20 protein-coding genes and 2 tRNA genes are annotated in these 17,688 nt (G+C 42.0%); 10 read left to right on the forward strand and 12 right to left on the reverse strand.

Annotation, left to right across the window (positions count from 1 at the left end):
• Positions 1-8 precede the first annotated feature (8 nt).
• Positions 9-1,181: an acetyl-CoA C-acyltransferase FadA gene (gene fadA, locus PYW33_RS14175; protein ID WP_004647298.1), complete on the forward strand. Its 1,173-nt coding sequence runs from the start codon at positions 9-11 to the stop codon at positions 1,179-1,181.
• A 51-nt stretch (positions 1,182-1,232) separates the two neighbouring features.
• Here fadA and PYW33_RS14180 read toward each other — a convergent pair whose 3' ends face one another.
• The gene (locus tag PYW33_RS14180; RefSeq protein ID WP_004647297.1) at positions 1,233-4,235 is read right to left on the reverse strand and encodes an HD domain-containing protein; all 3,003 of its coding nucleotides are present in this window, start codon (positions 4,233-4,235) and stop codon (positions 1,233-1,235) included.
• Between the two features lie 240 nt (positions 4,236-4,475).
• On the opposite strand from PYW33_RS14180, the gene PYW33_RS14185 reads away from it, so the two are divergent.
• Positions 4,476-4,865 (forward strand): hypothetical protein, encoded by a 390-nt coding sequence (locus tag PYW33_RS14185; RefSeq protein ID WP_004647296.1) that lies wholly within the window; start codon positions 4,476-4,478, stop codon positions 4,863-4,865.
• A gap of 95 nt (positions 4,866-4,960) precedes the next feature.
• On the opposite strand, the gene tehB is transcribed toward PYW33_RS14185, so the two are convergent.
• The 7 genes from tehB to PYW33_RS14220 form a co-directional block, all read right to left on the reverse strand.
• Complete coding sequence (tehB, locus tag PYW33_RS14190; protein ID WP_004647295.1) at positions 4,961-5,824, reverse strand: SAM-dependent methyltransferase TehB; 864 nt, start codon at positions 5,822-5,824, stop codon at positions 4,961-4,963.
• 215 nt (positions 5,825-6,039) lie between these two features.
• A complete protein-coding gene (locus PYW33_RS14195) occupies positions 6,040-6,312 on the reverse strand; it encodes a hypothetical protein (RefSeq protein WP_004647294.1) in 273 nt (90 codons plus the stop codon).
• Between the two features lie 109 nt (positions 6,313-6,421).
• Positions 6,422-7,171: a hypothetical protein gene (locus tag PYW33_RS14200; RefSeq protein WP_004647293.1), complete on the reverse strand. Its 750-nt coding sequence runs from the start codon at positions 7,169-7,171 to the stop codon at positions 6,422-6,424.
• A gap of 226 nt (positions 7,172-7,397) precedes the next feature.
• Positions 7,398-7,895, reverse strand: a complete 498-nt coding sequence (locus PYW33_RS14205; protein ID WP_004647292.1) for a hypothetical protein — start codon at positions 7,893-7,895, stop codon at positions 7,398-7,400.
• 221 nt (positions 7,896-8,116) lie between these two features.
• A tRNA-Phe gene (locus PYW33_RS14210) sits at positions 8,117-8,192 on the reverse strand.
• Positions 8,193-8,329: 137 nt separating this feature from the next.
• A tRNA-Phe gene (locus PYW33_RS14215) sits at positions 8,330-8,405 on the reverse strand.
• Between the two features lie 203 nt (positions 8,406-8,608).
• Positions 8,609-8,986, reverse strand: coding sequence for a GNAT family N-acetyltransferase (locus PYW33_RS14220; protein ID WP_004278652.1), 378 nt, complete (start codon positions 8,984-8,986; stop codon positions 8,609-8,611).
• A gap of 96 nt (positions 8,987-9,082) precedes the next feature.
• Between PYW33_RS14220 and hisB the strand changes: the two genes are divergently transcribed.
• The 7 genes from hisB (at position 9,083) to PYW33_RS14255 (ending at position 13,764) form a co-directional block, all read left to right on the forward strand.
• On the forward strand, positions 9,083-9,676 hold the full coding sequence (gene hisB / locus PYW33_RS14225; RefSeq protein ID WP_004647291.1) for an imidazoleglycerol-phosphate dehydratase HisB: 594 nt from the start codon (positions 9,083-9,085) through the stop codon (positions 9,674-9,676).
• Complete coding sequence (gene hisH / locus PYW33_RS14230; protein WP_004647290.1) at positions 9,676-10,293, forward strand: imidazole glycerol phosphate synthase subunit HisH; 618 nt, start codon at positions 9,676-9,678, stop codon at positions 10,291-10,293. Before hisB ends, hisH begins: the two co-directional genes overlap by 1 nt.
• Positions 10,294-10,424: 131 nt before the next feature.
• Complete coding sequence (locus PYW33_RS14235) at positions 10,425-10,943, forward strand: DUF805 domain-containing protein (protein ID WP_004647289.1); 519 nt, start codon at positions 10,425-10,427, stop codon at positions 10,941-10,943.
• 103 nt (positions 10,944-11,046) lie between these two features.
• The gene (locus PYW33_RS14240) at positions 11,047-11,706 is read left to right on the forward strand and encodes a 3'-5' exonuclease (protein WP_004647288.1); all 660 of its coding nucleotides are present in this window, start codon (positions 11,047-11,049) and stop codon (positions 11,704-11,706) included.
• 8 nt (positions 11,707-11,714) lie between these two features.
• Positions 11,715-11,879, forward strand: coding sequence for a hypothetical protein (locus PYW33_RS14245; RefSeq protein ID WP_004278657.1), 165 nt, complete (start codon positions 11,715-11,717; stop codon positions 11,877-11,879).
• A 154-nt stretch (positions 11,880-12,033) separates the two neighbouring features.
• Complete coding sequence (hisA, locus tag PYW33_RS14250; protein ID WP_004278658.1) at positions 12,034-12,768, forward strand: 1-(5-phosphoribosyl)-5-[(5-phosphoribosylamino)methylideneamino]imidazole-4-carboxamide isomerase; 735 nt, start codon at positions 12,034-12,036, stop codon at positions 12,766-12,768.
• Between the two features lie 66 nt (positions 12,769-12,834).
• Positions 12,835-13,764 (forward strand): DMT family transporter, encoded by a 930-nt coding sequence (locus PYW33_RS14255; RefSeq protein ID WP_004647287.1) that lies wholly within the window; start codon positions 12,835-12,837, stop codon positions 13,762-13,764.
• A 58-nt stretch (positions 13,765-13,822) separates the two neighbouring features.
• On the opposite strand, the gene PYW33_RS14260 is transcribed toward PYW33_RS14255, so the two are convergent.
• The 3 genes from PYW33_RS14260 to PYW33_RS14270 are packed head-to-tail and all read right to left on the reverse strand — an operon-like array spanning position 13,823 to position 15,841.
• Positions 13,823-14,218 (reverse strand): DUF4870 family protein, encoded by a 396-nt coding sequence (locus PYW33_RS14260; protein ID WP_004278660.1) that lies wholly within the window; start codon positions 14,216-14,218, stop codon positions 13,823-13,825.
• Positions 14,219-14,239: 21 nt separating this feature from the next.
• Positions 14,240-14,866 (reverse strand): DUF1294 domain-containing protein, encoded by a 627-nt coding sequence (locus PYW33_RS14265; RefSeq protein ID WP_004278661.1) that lies wholly within the window; start codon positions 14,864-14,866, stop codon positions 14,240-14,242.
• 27 nt (positions 14,867-14,893) lie between these two features.
• Positions 14,894-15,841, reverse strand: a complete 948-nt coding sequence (locus tag PYW33_RS14270; protein WP_004647285.1) for a homoserine kinase — start codon at positions 15,839-15,841, stop codon at positions 14,894-14,896.
• A gap of 113 nt (positions 15,842-15,954) precedes the next feature.
• Between PYW33_RS14270 and hisF the strand changes: the two genes are divergently transcribed.
• Positions 15,955-16,713, forward strand: coding sequence for an imidazole glycerol phosphate synthase subunit HisF (gene hisF, locus PYW33_RS14275; protein WP_004647284.1), 759 nt, complete (start codon positions 15,955-15,957; stop codon positions 16,711-16,713).
• A gap of 286 nt (positions 16,714-16,999) precedes the next feature.
• Here hisF and PYW33_RS14280 read toward each other — a convergent pair whose 3' ends face one another.
• The gene (locus PYW33_RS14280; RefSeq protein ID WP_004278664.1) at positions 17,000-17,656 is read right to left on the reverse strand and encodes a sterol desaturase family protein; all 657 of its coding nucleotides are present in this window, start codon (positions 17,654-17,656) and stop codon (positions 17,000-17,002) included.
• Positions 17,657-17,688 lie beyond the last annotated feature (32 nt).

Below are 17,688 nucleotides of genomic sequence, written 5' to 3' on the forward strand. Positions count from 1 at the left end.
CAACGTGAATGGCTACTTTAAATCCACGTGACGTTGTCATCGTTGATGGCGTACGTTCAGCAATGGGTAAAACCAAAAACGGTATGTTCCGCAATGTACGTGCCGACTCGATGTCTGCTGAGCTTGTCCGTGCCCTCTTGGTACGTAACGAATTCGACCCGCATGAAGTTGAAGACGTAATCTGGGGCTGTGTGAATCAAACCCTAGAACAAGGTATGAACATTGCCCGTAATATCGCATTACTGGCAGACCTGCCGAAAACTGTTGCAGGCCAAACGGTGAACCGTCTTTGTGGTTCGTCTATGCAGGCGATTCACACTGCGGCTGCGCAAATTGCGACGAACCAGGGTGATATCTTCATCATCGGTGGTGTTGAGCACATGGGCCATGTGGGCATGATGCACGGCATCGACCTGAATCCTGAAGCGTCTAAGCATTATGCCAAAGCGTCGAACATGATGGGCTTAACTGCTGAAATGTTGGGTCGCATGAACGGTATTAGCCGTGAAGAACAGGATGCGTTCGGTGTGGAATCACATCGCCGTGCCTGGGCTGCGACTGAAAATGGCCTGTTCCAGAACGAGATTGTGGGCATTGAAGGTCATAATGCAGATGGCTACAAAATCTTGTGTGATATCGATGAAGTGATCCGTCCAGATGCGAACCTTGAATCGTTCAAATCTTTGCGTCCAGTATTCGATCCGAAAGGCGGTACAGTAACTGCGGCAACATCTTCAGCTTTGTCTGATGGTGCTTCTGCAATGTTGTTGATGTCTGCTGAACGTGCTCAAGCTTTAGGTCTTAAGCCACGTGCTGTAATTCGCTCTATGGCGGTTGCGGGCTGTGATGCTGCGATCATGGGTTATGGTCCGGTTCCGGCAACACAAAAAGCGTTGAAACGCGCTGGTCTAGCGATTTCTGATATCCAAACCTTTGAATTGAACGAAGCCTTTGCTGCACAAGGTCTGTCTGTTCTTAAAGGCTTAGGTATTTATGACAAGCAAGACATCGTGAACCATAACGGTGGCGCGATTGCATTGGGTCACCCATTGGGTTGTTCTGGTGCGCGTATCACAACAACATTGTTGAATGTAATGGAACAGCAAGATACACAAATCGGTCTTGCGACGATGTGTATTGGCCTTGGTCAAGGTATTGCAACAGTGATCGAACGTGTTTAATTTTTAAATACCTAGATAAAAAAGAAACCCCGCTTTATGCGGGGTTTCTTTTTATTTCTGAATCCAATCTGGATGAAACGTTTCTAATAATTTTCTAATTTTTTCTTCCAACTTTTTGTATAATTCTACAAAATCCTCAAATTTTAAATTTTCATATTTCTCATGTCTTGCCTTCCAAGTATATTTAGTTAGTTCATTATTATTTAAATAATCAACTTTAATATTTTCACCTGCTTCCAAATTATTGGAACATATATAAAATGGTAAAATTAAGTGATTAAATTTTAAATTTTCCAGTCCAACTAATCTCTCAACCAAAATTGATTTAGTAAATAATGGCTTGAACTCATCGAAGAACTTTTCATCCAAACATTCTTCATTAAAATTAATTCTCTTTCGATTAGATTGAATAGCATTTTTAATTTGGTTTATTATTTTAATTTCATTTTCAGTAAATCCCTCATACTCTTCCTTTGTATATCGAATAATTTCGTAACCATTAATTTTTTCATTCGATACAAATCCTCCCTTCTCAATCCAATTTTGATCAAAAACAGCTTTAAATAAACTATTAAAGCTACTAGGAAAGACTAAATCATGTTTTGACAATTTAGATGTGTCAAAACTAGAATTAATAAAACTATCCACATGATATATATTAAATTTATTTAAATTTAAAAGCTCATTAAAGCTTTTATCATAAAGCTTACATTTCTCATTCTTATATTTATAATTTAACAAAGATTCCGACCCAAAAATTTTTCTATTTTTCCAAGAAACTTTACTCTCATCATCATTTAAAAAAAACTCGAACAAATCAAATAATTCATTATCATTCAAAATATTTTTTAATTCATATCTATATTTATCAACTATATGTTTAGAAATCTTATGTAAAAATCTGTCGTCAATAAACTTCTTTTCAAAGTTATTACTCCAAGCATTTCTGTTTGTCTGTAATGTATTCTTAGCATCAAAACCATATAACATTAGATAAATATCAAATGGTTTTACATAATATCTTATATGTCCAACATCTTGACCTTTAAAACCACCTCTCAGATCACTACGTAACTCATTAAGACCATCTTCGTGTGAATTATTGATACAAAAATAAAGATTATATTTTTCTACCCATATACAATTTTTTAAATCAATTTCACGTAAAGGAAAAACATTATCTATTTTAATTTTCCAAAAATCATTAAATTCATAAGGAAAACATACTTTTTCCAACACTTTCTCTTTAATATTCTCGATTTGAGTGGCGATCGTAAAAACATCAAACATTTCCTCTCTTATCGGATCATGATTAGAATATAAAAATTTATATAATTTGGAGTGATTAAAACTATAGCTTCTAGCTCTCCTTTTAATTTTTAATTTTAGTTTTAAAGTTGTACCACTATCACCATTTGATTCTTTTATCTCTTCTATAAAACAATATCCTTTTTTTGAGTTCAGAGGAGAATTTAACTCTATCTTATAAGTTTTATAATCAATTGAATTTGTTGTAATAATAGTTATTTTCTGATCATCTTCATTGAGTTCTTTTAATAATAAGAAAGCACTATGTAAACCAATACCAAACTGTCCAGAAGGTCTCATCCACTTTGGCATCTTATTTATTATTTTTTGCTTCTCAATATTCTTACTTGAACCTGCTACTTTTTGCATATATTTCAAGTCTTGCAAACTAATTCCTGTCCCCTTATCTTCAATTTTAAATTCCCACCAAGCATCATCACTATCATCGATAATTTCTAATCTTTCAAAAGACAATTTAATTGGATAATTTTTAAAAATATTTTGTGTATTTTCATCATAAGGATGTGCATTTTTAGGAAATTTAATTTTTCCTTTTTCGGAATCATTCCAAACCCTTATTAGGGTGGCATCAATAGCATTTTGAATTAACTCCCTATAAATATTTGTATCATCCTTATATAAACCACTTCCCTCTAGTATCTCCAATGCATTACTTTCATCAATTGAAAATTTCATTGGTTTATTACTCAATAGAACTCTATTACCTTGCATACGCACATCTAGTTGTTCAATAGTAGGTAGTGAACCAAATTTTAAATCAGGAACAATCAAATTCCATTGTGACATTTGATTTTGAAATTCTTCACGTATCCAACCAAACCAGTTTTGAGTTTCCACATAAGACATTTCATCTGGACACTCAGCAACAAGCTTGACTGTTCGTGTATCAAGTTGAAACTCTCGTAATGATAAATGCTTGTCATGATGGTGTTTGCTGACAGAAGGCATATTGCTGACATGCTTTGCCATGACGGGACAAAAACGATTGTCATCTAAATCAAATAAATCCCCTAAACGAAGCAAACAGCCTATAAATCTTGGATGACAATTTTCTGTTCCCAAACCTGTTTGTTTATAAGGAATTGTCTCCATCAAAGTACTAAAGTTCATACCATGAGAAACACAAATTTGCCCTAAATAACGATAGATTCGATTTGGAAGAAGCTCTGTTCTAGGTGACGTGATTCCTAAGTCTTTAAATGGGTCTTCAACTAACTTTCCAACTCTTTTATCGTGCCCTTGTCTAAACCACTCAGCAATCAATTGGCGATATTTTTCGACTCCATCAAAAGGGTGATCTAAAGTTCCAATTGCTGACAACCAATTATGTTCTACATATGCTTGGCAAAATTTTTGTAAGTCATGCCCTTTTCCATTCGCAATTGTTTGTATCATGAACTTAAAGTCAGGATTGGTATGCACTTCTTTAGCATTTTTGGCATCAACTAACATGCCTACATCGTGCCAATAAGCAGCTTCAAGGATTAACCAAGTATCTGTAGCACTTAATAAATCAACATCATCTCCCAAAATTCGTTCAATATTGACCAAAATTTGCTGAGAGTGTGAAGCATTGTGATTACTAAAATGTGGGTAAAAACCACCAATATTTTCTAATGCTTTTCCAACCAATTTTTGGTCAAATTCCCACTGTGCATATAGGATGGCTACGTTGGCGTCAGCTTCACATTTATTTTTTAGATGTTGGATTAGTCGGGTGCTCATAAATTTTAAATTTTTAGTAAGTTAGGCACTATATTAATCAATATTTAAACAATTTAATAAGCAGTTTTAGCTATGTGAATTTTTTATTGAATTATGGAATTAGAAGTAAAAAAACAGTGAGTGTTATCCCTTTGTAAAATTAGTGGAAAATTCAACCAATAAAATCCTATTTATGAAGCACTTAAATTTTATAAATGTATGATCAAGCCTCTTTTTTCTTATTTCCTTAAAAGGGTTTATATGAACATGCTTAAAACAATGATCGCGACTGCAATCGTAGCGACTTCTGCATCTGCAATGGCAACTGAAGTTCAAGTTGCGCCAGCAACTGTTGTAACCCAAACAACCCAAACAACCCAAACTGTTGCTAAAGAAACTGCTGCACCTGTACAAGCGAAAGTTGAAGCGACTCAAGCGACTGTTGCTGCAACTCAACAAGCGGCTGAAACTAAAGCTGAAGCAGTAAAAACAGAAGCGACGACTCAAGTAGAAACGGCTCAAGCTACAGCAGAACAACACATTGAAGCTGCGAAAACTGAAGCAGTAGAAACCAAAGACGCTGCTGCTGAAAAAGCAGAAGTAAAAGCTGAGAAAAAAGGCTGGTTCTCTTGGTTTAAAAAAGCAGCTTAAAATTTTTTAAGCATAAAAAAAAGATGTCATTCTGACATCTTTTTTTGTTTTGGATGATTTAATTTATTTTCAGAAATTAAAAGACTTAATCTTATTTAAACCTTTTGCGCCAACATGGTGGCAAAGTGCTGTTTAATCCGCTGGCCCTGCTCATCGACACGATACAGCTCACCGATATCTTCATTGTATTTCACGATATTCCAGCCCTCATAATACCCTCGCAACTCCCCCGGCTGAAAAGCAAATGGAAAATCGGCTTGTGCCGGAATATCTGGCGTATCCATGGCACAGACAATCAGGTTATAGCCACCCGGCACGGTCGCCTGCTGCATCTGTGCAATGAGCGGTGGAATGGTTTTCGCCTCAAGGAACATCATCACTACAGTACAGTAGATAAAGTCATATTGGCCTGCAATGCTGGTATCCGTGTTAAGGTCGCGGCGCTGTACCTGCATATGATCAATCTGCTCGGTCTGCACAATCTGTCTTAAAGTCTGCAAACTGTTTTCGTTAACATCCCAGGCATCGACATTAAAGCCGTTCTGACTCAAATAAAGCGCATTACGGCCTGTACCACAGCCGACGTCCAGCGCACAGCCACCTTTTAAATAGGGCATCGCTGCCAGCACTTCAGAATGGGTAGGATTTAACTGATATTTCTTGATGAAGTAATCCTCAGGCCGGCAGTAAAAACGTAGCTGACATTCAACATCTTCACTGGCAGAAACAATTTTGTGCCAGGCCTCAGGCTCAATAAATGGCGGCTGCTGCTCTGGTGTAAACACATGCTCGGATTGCACTGCGCCAGATTCTTCCAGCATGGCAAAATGCAGCTCACCTTTTAATACTGTCAGTTTCGCCCAGGTGCCGGCTTTGGTATTGTGCTGATTCTTAAAGCCCTGAGGAATACTCTGCTGGTTCCAGACTGGAAGTTCCTTATAACATATCAACTGTTGCATAATTTTTGCCCTCCATATCATCCATGCTCCGCCTGTTATTCTTTTGGCAGCGGTAATTAATTCAGCATAGCCTGTTCAAATCGGAATTGGAATCAGCACCTGTTCGCGCTGTGCCGATGCAACAGCAAGATCAATACCAGTTTTCTATCAAAATAAAAAAGCTGCCTCTCTTGAGACAGCTCGGTTATCTATCAACGAGGAATATGACGATTCGATTAATGCAGCAGTTCCGACTTTAGCCAGTTGATATATTTATCCTGATCCATAAAATCCGGTGCGCTCCCCAGATCCAGACTGAAATACTGCTGATTGAACTGAATCACAATCTGTTCGGTATAGTGCCAGTCCTCGATCAGCGTGAAATATTGATTCAAGAACAACCGGTTCTTGTCCCCGTTATTCATCCTTTGTAATTTTGGACATGTTTTATTTGCGACAAACTCACCGTACACCTGCTGAATATCAGCAAAAACCTGAATTGTTTGCATGACTCACCTGCTTAAATGTTATGTCGTGATCTGTGCGACCCTTTCAATTTAGCAAGTGAGTTTGAACAGCAGATGACAGTCCTATGGCAATCCTGTCATCTAAATCAGGCTACAACTTGTTTTCAACCGCTTTCTGGTTAGCGCTCGCAACTCGTTCCATCTGCTTATTGAGGAACAGCATTTCTTTATACAGCGCATTAAACTCTTGCACGGCTTTATCATCATAGAACATAAAGGTGTTATTTTTCTTTTGCCATTTATGCTTTTTCAGTACTGCAAATAAGGCATCAGCCTTGGCCAGAGTCTGTTTTTCAATTTCAAAAATGACATGTGCATTACTATTTTGCTGACTGTCTTTCAGGGTCAGGCTTAGTTGCTGGCGATAACGGTTTTTAATATCCAGTTGCTGCGCCTTGTCGATCAGCTCGGCATCACGCTGCTGGATTTTCTGCTGATAGCTATTCACAATTTGATGCACTTGCTTGAGCATCGCTTCAGTTTCTTTATAGCCTTGTGCCTGATCCTTGGCCAAGCGGTCGATATTCAGAAAATTCTGCCAGTTGGCGGCTTTTAAGTCGCGTAGATACTGATTTCGTTCCTCGGCACTGTCGCGCAATTGCCCCAACATAAATTCAGCCATGATGGCATAGTCACCATCCAGACGGTCATCCTCAAGTTCAATCTGAATTGGTTTAGACCAGTCCTGTGCCTGCTGCGCAATACTCTCGGTTTTTTCTTCAAGCACAGTTTCATATTCGAGCAGCTCGGCCTGATGTTTTTGCTGGACCGAATTCTGATAAAACAGCCCAATAAAAATTGCCAGTGTCACAGCGGCTACAATCATAAAAACACGCGACATGTATACGCTCCAGCTCTGTCAGTCAGATCTTGTTGATTTACATCCACTATGCTTATTTTTTAAACACAATTCAAGGCATTTGATTTTTCCAATAATACGTCTAGCTTAGACAGAAATTGCTCCTCTCACAAAGCTACCCTTTCCCAGAACACTATTTTGTCGATCTCATTGCATGTTAGCTTTGACAAGCTCGTTAAACAAAGTTATCTAGATCGACAGGCGCACATTATGGGGAATTAAACGGCAGGCTCAGATTCAGCCGGTTCGGATCGAATTGTTCCCGAACAATATTCACATTGGTGGCATCGTGGTTAATTCCAAAAGGTTGCAGCAATACATACACCCCATTTCTTGGGTCTGAAGACTGCAAGCCCTGTGCGATGGCCAATACATATTCACGGAACACCACAGGCAGACTATCCAGATCAGGGTCGGCAGGTGCACGCATCACATCAATATTCGCCACTACGTCACCATCCACGCTATAGGCCTGAATTTCACGTTCAATTTTCATCAGGCGCATTTGCAGGGCCTTACGCTGGCTGTTCTGCTCCTGATAAGGCAACATTTTTTCAGTCACGGCGCGCAGTTCCGGTTCCGCCATGACGGTCAGGGTCGGCAAGACGACGGAATCAGCAGCAGGCGCAGCATGGCTTAATATCGGTAGGCTAAAAGCAGTACAGGCCGTAAGAAAGCCGAGTTTAATTGGTGTTAGGAGATTCATCATTTTTACCCTCGTTTGGAAAAGGGAAAGCGTCAAAGCTAAATCTTACAAATAATGCCAGTGCCTATTGTTAAGTTTGATAAACGGTCAATGATGCATAAAAAGGCAGGAAACCTAGAAAAAGAACAAGTTGAAACAACTGAAAAATAGAAAAGAGTGCTGATCTGGCTTTGGTGTAGGCAAAAAAAATCCCCAAACCAAGTTTGAGGATTTTTTGAATATGGTGGCGAGACCCAGGATCGAACTGGGGACACACGGATTTTCAATCCGTTGCTCTACCTACTGAGCTATCACGCCGATGCGGTGTATTAAGCCGTATCTGGCCTCATTAGTCAATCAAAATTATGAAAAAAATATTTGAGTGACTGATTTTTGGCCTAAAAAAAATCCCTGATGGGATCAGGGATTGAAAACTTTGAAATCGTTTTAAAATATGGTGGCGAGACCCAGGATCGAACTGGGGACACACGGATTTTCAATCCGTTGCTCTACCTACTGAGCTATCACGCCGATGTCGCGTATTAAACAGTTTCAGCTGTAAATCGTCAAGAGCAGAGAGAATAATTTTCGTCAAATGTTTACTTTTCCATCAACTCGCGTCAATTTGAGTCATAAATCGAACAGTGTTTACCAAAGACCTCAGCAATAAAACAGATTTAAGCGCTTATTTACATAAAAAAGCAGCCTAACGGCTGCTTGATATTGCTCTATCTTCAGATTTTTTCCAGATTGGCCAGACAACGATGAATGGCCCCACAGCCTGGCACGAAGTTTTTTACACCTTTTTCTTCTTCCATGCGGCAGACTTCGCTGACCAGCCTTTCTGCCACGCCACGACCACGGTTGGCCGGATGTACCACGATATTTTCCAGAATCCGGCTTTCGCCCTGTCCAGTGCACCAGATTGCCCCAATAATTTTGCTATTAAATTCTGCGCTATAAACTGAGGTATACTGTGCAAGGTTTTGCTCTAGTTGTTCCATGGCATCTGCCCCGTCGCTAAATTCCGGGCTCGTGTCATACAGTCGCTCAAGCTGGCTGCGCACTTCGTCATTTTCTAAAGAAGTATAAGCATGTACGGTGATAGGCATTGATAAACCCTCCTGAGCAATCTAATATGCGGTGACTTCGTCACGGCGAAAATATTTTCTACATCAATCATTTTGACGTATTTGAGGAACGTGTCTATGACAGATCGTATCAGTGAAGTGGTAAGAAATACCAACGAAACCAAAATTCGAGTTCGTTTGAATCTCGACGGTACTGGTCAAGGCACCTTAAACACGGGTATTCCCTTTTTAGATCATATGATTGATCAAATCAAGCGTCATGGCCTGTTTGATATTGATATTTATTGTGATGGCGACCTGGAAATTGACGACCATCATACTGTGGAAGACTGCGGTATTACGCTGGGTCAGGCATTTGCACAGGCATTAGGCGATAAAAAAGGCCTGAAACGCTATGGTCATTTCTATGCGCCACTCGATGAGTCTTTAAGCCGTGTCGTGGTGGATCTGTCTGGTCGTCCGGGTCTGTTTATGGATATTCCATTTACCCGTGCCATGATCGGCCGTTTTGATGTGGATTTATTCTCTGAGTTTTTCCAGGGCTTTGTAAACCATTCCTTGATGACGGTGCATATCGACAACCTGAAAGGCAAAAACAGCCATCACCAGATCGAAAGCGTATTTAAAGCATTTGCGCGTGCGCTGCGTATGGCCTGTGAAGTAGATCCACGTGCTGCCAATACGGTAGCTTCAACCAAAGGTACACTGTAATGACCCGTATTGCCCTTCTTGATTATGGCATGGGAAATTTGCACTCTGCGGCAAAAGCATTAGAACATGTCGGTGCCACGGTTGATGTGACCAATGATCCAAAACTGATTGCACAAGCAGACAAGATTGTTTTTCCGGGCGTAGGCGCGATGCGTGACTGTATGCAAGGCATGCACGAAGCCGGGATTGATGAAGTGGTACGCAATGCCGTATTTAACAAACCGGTATTGGCCATTTGTGTCGGCATGCAAGCCTTGATGCAGCATTCTGAAGAGAATGGTGGTACCGATGCACTGGGTATTTTCGAAGGTGCGGTTAAGCATTTCCCAGAAATGGCGGGCTTAAAAGTGCCGCATATGGGCTGGAACCAGGTGCATCAGGTCGAGCCTGATCATCCGATGTGGAACAATATCGAACAGGACGCGCGTTTCTACTTTGTGCACAGTTACTATGTAGAACCACAAGATTCAGAATTGGTGGCAGCTACTTGTACCTATGGAATTGAGTTCTGCACAGCGATTCATAAGGAAAACCTGTTTGCGACCCAGTTCCATCCGGAAAAGAGCCATACCGCCGGTTTACAGTTATTGAAAAACTTTGTGGATTGGAAAATCTGATTTTCCTTTCGCCTAAAAAGCTCGCAAATTGCGGGCTTTTTTGTTGATTATTTTTTACACTTTTCATTTATAAAAAATCCCTTTATCATAGACTTACTTATAAAAAATCTAATGAAAACAAAGGAAAAATAATGAGTAATACAATTCAGGATTCGGGGTGGAATGCATCAGGACGTTTTGGGCGACGTTCGTATATCGCATGGAATATGCTGCTGGGTTTTTGCTTTATGATCATCGGGATCATTGCTGCTTTCATTTTACCTGGAATGAGTCCAGAGACTTTAGATGGTAAAATGTCCATGCCTTTAATGGTGCTGTTGGTTTTGATCTACGGCGTTGCGATTTATTTTAGCGTGATTTTTTTAATTCGTCGTTTACATGACCGTAATCATAATGGCTGGCTTTCTTTACTGATTTTTGTGCCGGTCGTAAACCTTGTCTTTACACTTTACCTGTTATTGGCACCCAGTCACAACGAAAGTAATGAATATGGCCCTCCACGCACGACACGTGGCTGGGAAACGCTTTTGGTGGTGCTGTATCTGGTACTCGCGGTTATTTTGGCCGCCTTTGCTGTCCCTGCTTATCAGAATTATGTTGAACGTGCTCAACAGGCGCAGATCGAACAGAGTAGCTATCACACTGATTAAACCTATTTAAATTCTGCATAAAGCCCATTCTTCATGGGCTTTATTTTTGCCTAGAACAGGAAAAGTGATTAAGCTGAACGCATTCATTTCATGATTGAAGCTTATGCAACAGCTGCTGGATACTTTACCAAGCAAGGAACAAATTCAGACCTTTCCTGTATTTAAAAATCTTCCGATGCAACAGATTCAGGTGATTAATCGTCTGGAACAGTGTCATGCCCTTGCACAGGAGCTAAAAAGCCATGCAGTCCTGGGTTTCGATTCTGAATCCAAACCGACCTTTAAAGTTGGTGAGGTTTCTACCGGGCCACATCTGATTCAGCTGGCCACTTTAGATAAAGCCTATTTATTTCAAATGAATGATTCGATCTGGGATTTTCTTAAACCGATCTTTGCCAGTCGCGAGCAGATCAAGGCCGGTTTTGGCCTGAAAAATGATGCGCACCTGTTCCGTAAAAAAGGCATTGAACTGAATAGTGTGATTGAACTGTCCAAATGTTTTAAAGCTTTTGGTTTAAACAATCCGATCGGATTAAAAAATGCCATGGCTTTGCTATTTCAAGTAAATTTTCCTAAATCCAAACGGATTAGTACCTCGAACTGGGCCAGCAAGAAGCTCAGCCCGGCACAAATTGATTATGCAGCAGCAGATGCCTATGCGCCCGTGCTGGTATTTGAAGAATTGTTGCGGCGGGGTCTCTTACCCAAAGAGATTCCCAATACTTCACTGAAATTAAGAATCCGTCCTTCATCGACGGCTTAAGTGCTTGCATGGCCTGCTGGTACTGGCAACTTGATGTACGCATGAAAGCTGTGATGAACGCGTTCGATGAGAGAGCTGTGACTTTAACAGGTCTTACAGCTTCGGTTATCGACCAGCTCAGTACACGATCCGTTATGGAAAATCTGATCTCCATTCAAGAGACGGATCATTAAAATCATTAAAACGAGCAAAATAAATTACCTCACTGCTACCTATCTATGGACAGGTTTTCTTTATTCATACCGTTTAAGAGTTAGAAATTTCGACTTTATTTGCTAAGATGAATACACTCAAATTCATTCTAAAGATTAAGCAAGGAGCGAAAGCATGCTGATCATCCCTGCAATTGACCTGAAAGATGGCAAATGTGTCCGTTTAAAGCAAGGTCGTATGGAAGACGATACCGTATTTTCAGACGATCCGGTCGCAACAGCACAGCATTGGGTAAATGAAGGCGCTCGCCGCTTACATTTAGTAGATTTAAACGGTGCTTTCGCAGGTACACCAATCCATAAGCCAGTGGTTGAAGCCATTGTCCGATCTCAACCTGATTTGCCGATCCAGATTGGTGGTGGTATCCGTTCTCTGGAAACCATTGAGCATTATCTGCAAGCCGGTGTTTCTTTTGTGATCATTGGCACCAAAGCAGTTCAGGATCCTGAATTTGTTGAAGAAGCATGTCGAAAATTTGCTGGTCATATTATTGTTGGGATTGATGCCATGAATGGCATGGTAGCAACAGATGGCTGGGCCAATGTGACTGATGTCAAGGCTACTGACCTGGCGAAACGTTTTGCCGATGCTGGCGTGTCAAGCATTGTCTACACGGATATCGCGCGTGATGGCATGATGCAGGGTGTGAATATTGAGCAAACCGTGAATCTGGCGCAATACTCAGGTTTGCCTGTGATTGCTTCAGGCGGCGTGACCAATCTGGATGACGTGCGTAACCTGAAAGACCAACCGGGTATTTTAGGTGCAATTACCGGCCGTGCGATTTACGAAGGTACATTAAGCTTGCGTGAAGCACAGTTGTTGCTAGATGAGCAACAGGCGCTATAATTAAGTCTGCTGTAAAAGAGGTCTTCGGACCTCTTTTTTATTTTTTTAATTTTCTGATCTCCTGGCATGTCTACACTTATTTCCAAAAATCACTCCGGCTGGATGGTAAAAGCACCGCAACTCGCCCTGATCCTGATCACCATTATCTGGGGCGGCAGTTTTATTACTGTGCAATACGGGCTAAATTTTAGCAGTCCGATTATGTTTGTCGGCCTGCGCTTTGCTGCGGCAGCGCTTGCTGTCACCCTGATTTCACTGAAGTCGCTAAAAGGCATGAACCTGAAAGAAGTGTTCGCTGGCGCGGTGATTGGCATCATGATCGCCATTGGCTACGGCACTCAAACTGTGGGCTTGCAGACCATCAGCAGCAGCGAATCGGCTTTTTTAACCGCCTTGTATGTTCCACTGGTTCCAGTCCTGCTCTGGTTAATGTTCCGTAAAAAACCGCATGTCATGACCTGGATCGGAGCACTGTTTGCCTTTATCGGTCTGGTGTTTTTGACAGGAAATGGCTTTGCTGCGATTCAGCTCAGTTTCGGGCAAACCCTGACTTTGCTCGGTTCGATTGCGATTGCACTGGAGATTATTTTTATCAGCCATTTTGCCGAGCAGGTGAATGTACGCCGGGTCACCGTGCTGCAACTGATTTTTGCGTCCCTGTTCTGCTTTATGATCGCACCTGTTTTAGGTGAATCTCAGCTACCTGAATTCCACTGGCATCTGGCAGGAATTTTAGTCGGTTTGGGCATTGCCAGTGCCTTGATTCAACTGGTGATGAACTGGGCGCAGCGCATGGTCGACCCATCACAGGCAGCGATTATCTATGCCGGCGAACCGGTATGGGCAGCCCTGTTTGGCCGTCTGGCCGGAGAACGTTTACCGTCACTGGCTTTATTAGGCGGATTGCTGGTGGTACTGGGCGTGATTGCCAGTGAATGGAAACCGAAGTTTTTAAGAAAACAACCAACAGAAGAATTAAAGCAAGATCTTTCTTAATTCCGCTAAATCCCCCTGAAAAAGAGGGATTTTTTTCTCTAGGGAAATACGGCTAAAATTATTTGCTATACATCGGTCTATTGTCATTTAAGCGCATGATGCCGCGAATCGCCCGATACACAATCCAGATCCAGGCCAAAACCACCACCACTAAACAGAACGCGGATGCACCAAATGCGACCCCTGCAAACAGGTTAGGATCTTCACCGGTAAAGAACAAAAAGAAAAATGGAATAAAGGCGACGATATTCCAGAACAGATACCACCAGAAACTGCGGATCTGCCAGGTAAAATGGCTTTCAAAGATGGAACCGCGCACATCGTGCCGTTTCACATAGTTAATGATCAACGCCACAAGAGCCAGCAGGCCAGCACTAAAAATGGCCACAATATATAAAATGTACAGTGCAAAAGTCAGTGTGCGGTTTGAATCTTTATCAATGGAATAGTTCACGTCCCCTCCTAGTACTTCCCCCTAGATATTTAAACTATTCAATGGGGAAATTAGCCATATAATCAAAATGATGTTAAAGACTATGGTACAAAAATATATCTGCCGGAAAGGTTGTTTTTGTGTTTTATGCCGTAATTTCTGCTGTGCCAGCCATGCTGCTGGCCAGCCGCCCAAGAAAGCCACCAGATGCAGAGTATTTTCCGGAATACGACGGTTGCCCAACTGGGCTGCTTCTTTGTCTTGGGCATAAAGCCAGTAGCTGAGCGCATTCATCAGGCTGACCAGCAACAACACCAGTCCACTCAGTAAACCACCCAAGGTCAAAGCCACCAGTAAAAGAATATAGGCCACACAGGCAATCTGCATCGGCTGTAATTTCTGTGTCTGCTGTGGCTTGGAGGGTTTGAATTTTGCTTGCAGACTTTTGGCTTGTACTGCTTTCAGGTACATCACCTGCTGCGCACGATAACGGCCGCGTTCATCCAGAATGACCAGATAATCCAGCGCACAGCCCACGATTGGACGTGGCCCAGGCTTGGCAAAGTCCTTGATATGCAGAAATACGCGATCTTTGGCCGGATCACTGGGCTGGATAAAACCATAGCCTTGGTCATCAAACCATTCCACTAAGCGTCCCTGATCGCGCATATTCCCTATCCCTGTTGATTTGATTGTTTAAGCGGTGACGAATTTTAAGCGTTCAATCAGCATATTACGCATTTCATCCGGATTTTTTTGCAAAATATCTTCGCCGGTACGGCCTAATGCTGCATTACGCTGAGCCACCTGCAGACGCATCATCCAGAACCGTCCTGCTGCCATAGCCAGATACAATTCCAGACAAGCGCGTTCATCACTGGTTAAAGAACGAATCGTTTCATAGGCATTTAAAAAGGCAATCGCTTTTTCTTCGTTTAAGATTACGTCAGGATATTCGGTACAGAAGTCATTTAACGTAATGGCGATATCAAACAACCACTCATCTTTATTCAGCTCATAAAAATCCAGAATGCCATTCAGCTGATCGCCATCAAATAAGGTATTATCCCGGAACAGATCCGAATGAATGAAACCACGTGGACGATCCGGATATACCGCCGTCAACGCCTCATATAAACCTAATAATTTACCGAGCAAGACTTTATCTGCCGGACTTAAACTTGGTTTAATCTCTTGAGAAACGGCCAGCCAATAGGCATGATCACGCACAAAATTACGTTCTAATTTAAAGTCTTTGAGTGCCACATGCATTTTCGCCTGAGCCACTGCAATCGCTTCAACCTGCGCGACGGTAGATGGCATCGGATGTTCACCCATCAGGCGTGGTGCAATCTGTGCCGGTTTATCTTTAATACTGTGAATGGCTTTGCCTGAATGGGATAAAGGCACTGGAACGGCCAACCCGGCGTGACCCAGATGTTCTAAAACAGGAACCAGCTCACCTGCTGCCTGTTCATCCATATCTTCAAATACGGTCAGCACATATTGCTGGTCTTCGCAGACTAAAAAGTAGTTGGTATTTTGAATACCGCCTTGAATGGGAATCAGATCAATCACCTTTAAACCATAAGGCGCCGCAAAATCCTGAACTTCCTTTAAAGTCAAAGTGGTATAAACCGACATAGAAAACCTGCGAAAAAACTTACATAATTTTGCTAGAATACCGTTTCCATCTGCCAAGGTGTAGCGCTTGCGTGGGTGAGTTTCATAATCGGCTGTAATAATTGGAAAAATTTATGCTAGCTAAACGTATTATTCCTTGTCTGGACGTGGATAACGGCCGCGTGGTCAAGGGTGTCCAGTTCCTTGATATTCGTGATGCGGGTGACCCGGTCGAAGTGGCGCGCCGTTATAATGAACAAGGTGCCGATGAAATTACTTTCCTTGATATTACCGCTACACATCATGGACGCGATACCACTTATCGTACAGTAGAACGCATGGCCGAATCGGTTTTTGTACCCCTGACTGTCGGTGGCGGTGTACGTAAAGTCGAAGATATCCGTCTATTACTCAATGCCGGTGCAGACAAAGTCAGCATCAACTCGGCTGCGATTTATAATCCCGAGTTTGTGCAGGAAGCGTCTCAACGCTTTGGCGCACAGTGTATCGTTGTTGCAATTGATGCCAAAAAAACTGGCGACCACAAATGGGAAATTTTCACCCACGGTGGCCGTAAAGAAACCGGGATTGATGCGATTGAATGGGCTGTGAAAATGGCTGACTTCGGCGCAGGTGAATTACTGATTACTTCGATGGATGCCGATGGCACCAAAGCCGGTTACGACATTGCCCTGATGCGTGCCATCAATGACCGCGTCACGGTACCGACGATTGCTTCTGGTGGTGTGGGTAATTTACAGCATTTGGCGGACGGCATTATCCATGGTGGTGCTGATGCAGTACTGGCAGCTTCAATTTTCCATTTTGGCCAGCACACCATTCCGGAAGCGAAAGCCTATATGGCAGCCCAAGGCATTGAAATGCGCCTCTAAGCCGTTTTAGATGATGATTTAATTAAAGAGTGTTTTTATAAACACTCTTTTTTTATGCCTTAAATAAAATAACACAGCAAATACGGGACAAAAAAAAGGAGTCTTTCGACTCCTTATAAAACCAAGATAAGACTACAGCACTTGGTATTCAAAATAACTCATTACACCCAGAAACATTATCAGTATGAGGCTCTGCTCACCGACAGGAGCAAATATAAGTGAAATTCACAGGACAATATTGACAATACAATCGTATTTTATTGACAAATCACGACAAAGCCCTGCTTTACTCCATAACCTGCGTATTTAACTGCTTCATTACCGTATTTTTTGCAGTATTTTTCCTCATTTTAGAGGAAGCATCGGCCGATTTAACCGGAAAATATTGCTCTGCCCAACGGTTCAGTTTTTTCGAGATCGGTGCGGGCAAGCTCAGACCTAAAGGATTCTGTTCCTGCAAATCTGCCGAGGAAATCACCCGGGTTCCCAGCAGATAGTCAAACCAGGGCTTGGTGACGCACCAGTTGGCATCCTGATTACTATTCATATGATGATCATAATGCCAGGGCAATTTCTTTTTGGCCCATTCCGGTTCCAGATGAGCCCGGCGATGTAAATAATAATAGTTGCCTGTACTATATAAGGCAGCCAGTGACATGCCTTTGGAGAATGGATAAAAACTGAGTCCAAAAACGGTCGCGACCACTGCCAGTGATGCAATTTCATTGCGGGTACGCCAGTTGTCCAGTCCTTCTACATAGCCGAAATCGGAAAATTCCGTTTTTCGCACAATCCGGTGATGCTCCCAGTGTGAGCGCATACTCTCGGGTACCGGACTATAACGGCTTTTTCCCGGACGATGAACACCATGCAATACATATTTATGCGCAAACCATTCAAATCCATTTGCGACGACAAGTCCTGCCAGAAAACCTTTCCACATGATCTTTTACCTCTTGGTCTATTTTTAATATA

The sequence above is a fragment of the Acinetobacter lwoffii genome, from assembly GCF_029024105.1.
GTDB lineage: Bacteria > Pseudomonadota > Gammaproteobacteria > Pseudomonadales > Moraxellaceae > Acinetobacter > Acinetobacter lwoffii.

Excerpts from the sequence above, each read along its gene's own strand:
- fadA (WP_004647298.1), top strand. The coding sequence starts at position 9 with ATGGCTACTTTAAATCCACGTGACGTTGTCATCGTTGATGGCGTACGT.
- PYW33_RS14180 (WP_004647297.1), bottom strand. The coding sequence starts at position 4,235 with ATGAGCACCCGACTAATCCAACATCTAAAAAATAAATGTGAAGCTGAC.
- PYW33_RS14185 (WP_004647296.1), top strand. The coding sequence starts at position 4,476 with ATGAACATGCTTAAAACAATGATCGCGACTGCAATCGTAGCGACTTCT.
- tehB (WP_004647295.1), bottom strand. The coding sequence starts at position 5,824 with ATGCAACAGTTGATATGTTATAAGGAACTTCCAGTCTGGAACCAGCAG.
- PYW33_RS14195 (WP_004647294.1), bottom strand. The coding sequence starts at position 6,312 with ATGCAAACAATTCAGGTTTTTGCTGATATTCAGCAGGTGTACGGTGAG.
- PYW33_RS14200 (WP_004647293.1), bottom strand. The coding sequence starts at position 7,171 with ATGTCGCGTGTTTTTATGATTGTAGCCGCTGTGACACTGGCAATTTTT.
- PYW33_RS14205 (WP_004647292.1), bottom strand. The coding sequence starts at position 7,895 with ATGAATCTCCTAACACCAATTAAACTCGGCTTTCTTACGGCCTGTACT.
- PYW33_RS14220 (WP_004278652.1), bottom strand. The coding sequence starts at position 8,986 with ATGCCTATCACCGTACATGCTTATACTTCTTTAGAAAATGACGAAGTG.
- hisB (WP_004647291.1), top strand. The coding sequence starts at position 9,083 with ATGACAGATCGTATCAGTGAAGTGGTAAGAAATACCAACGAAACCAAA.
- hisH (WP_004647290.1), top strand. The coding sequence starts at position 9,676 with ATGACCCGTATTGCCCTTCTTGATTATGGCATGGGAAATTTGCACTCT.
- PYW33_RS14235 (WP_004647289.1), top strand. The coding sequence starts at position 10,425 with ATGAGTAATACAATTCAGGATTCGGGGTGGAATGCATCAGGACGTTTT.
- PYW33_RS14240 (WP_004647288.1), top strand. The coding sequence starts at position 11,047 with ATGCAACAGCTGCTGGATACTTTACCAAGCAAGGAACAAATTCAGACC.
- PYW33_RS14245 (WP_004278657.1), top strand. The coding sequence starts at position 11,715 with ATGGCCTGCTGGTACTGGCAACTTGATGTACGCATGAAAGCTGTGATG.
- hisA (WP_004278658.1), top strand. The coding sequence starts at position 12,034 with ATGCTGATCATCCCTGCAATTGACCTGAAAGATGGCAAATGTGTCCGT.
- PYW33_RS14255 (WP_004647287.1), top strand. The coding sequence starts at position 12,835 with ATGTCTACACTTATTTCCAAAAATCACTCCGGCTGGATGGTAAAAGCA.
- PYW33_RS14265 (WP_004278661.1), bottom strand. The coding sequence starts at position 14,866 with ATGCGCGATCAGGGACGCTTAGTGGAATGGTTTGATGACCAAGGCTAT.
- PYW33_RS14270 (WP_004647285.1), bottom strand. The coding sequence starts at position 15,841 with ATGTCGGTTTATACCACTTTGACTTTAAAGGAAGTTCAGGATTTTGCG.
- hisF (WP_004647284.1), top strand. The coding sequence starts at position 15,955 with ATGCTAGCTAAACGTATTATTCCTTGTCTGGACGTGGATAACGGCCGC.
- PYW33_RS14280 (WP_004278664.1), bottom strand. The coding sequence starts at position 17,656 with ATGTGGAAAGGTTTTCTGGCAGGACTTGTCGTCGCAAATGGATTTGAA.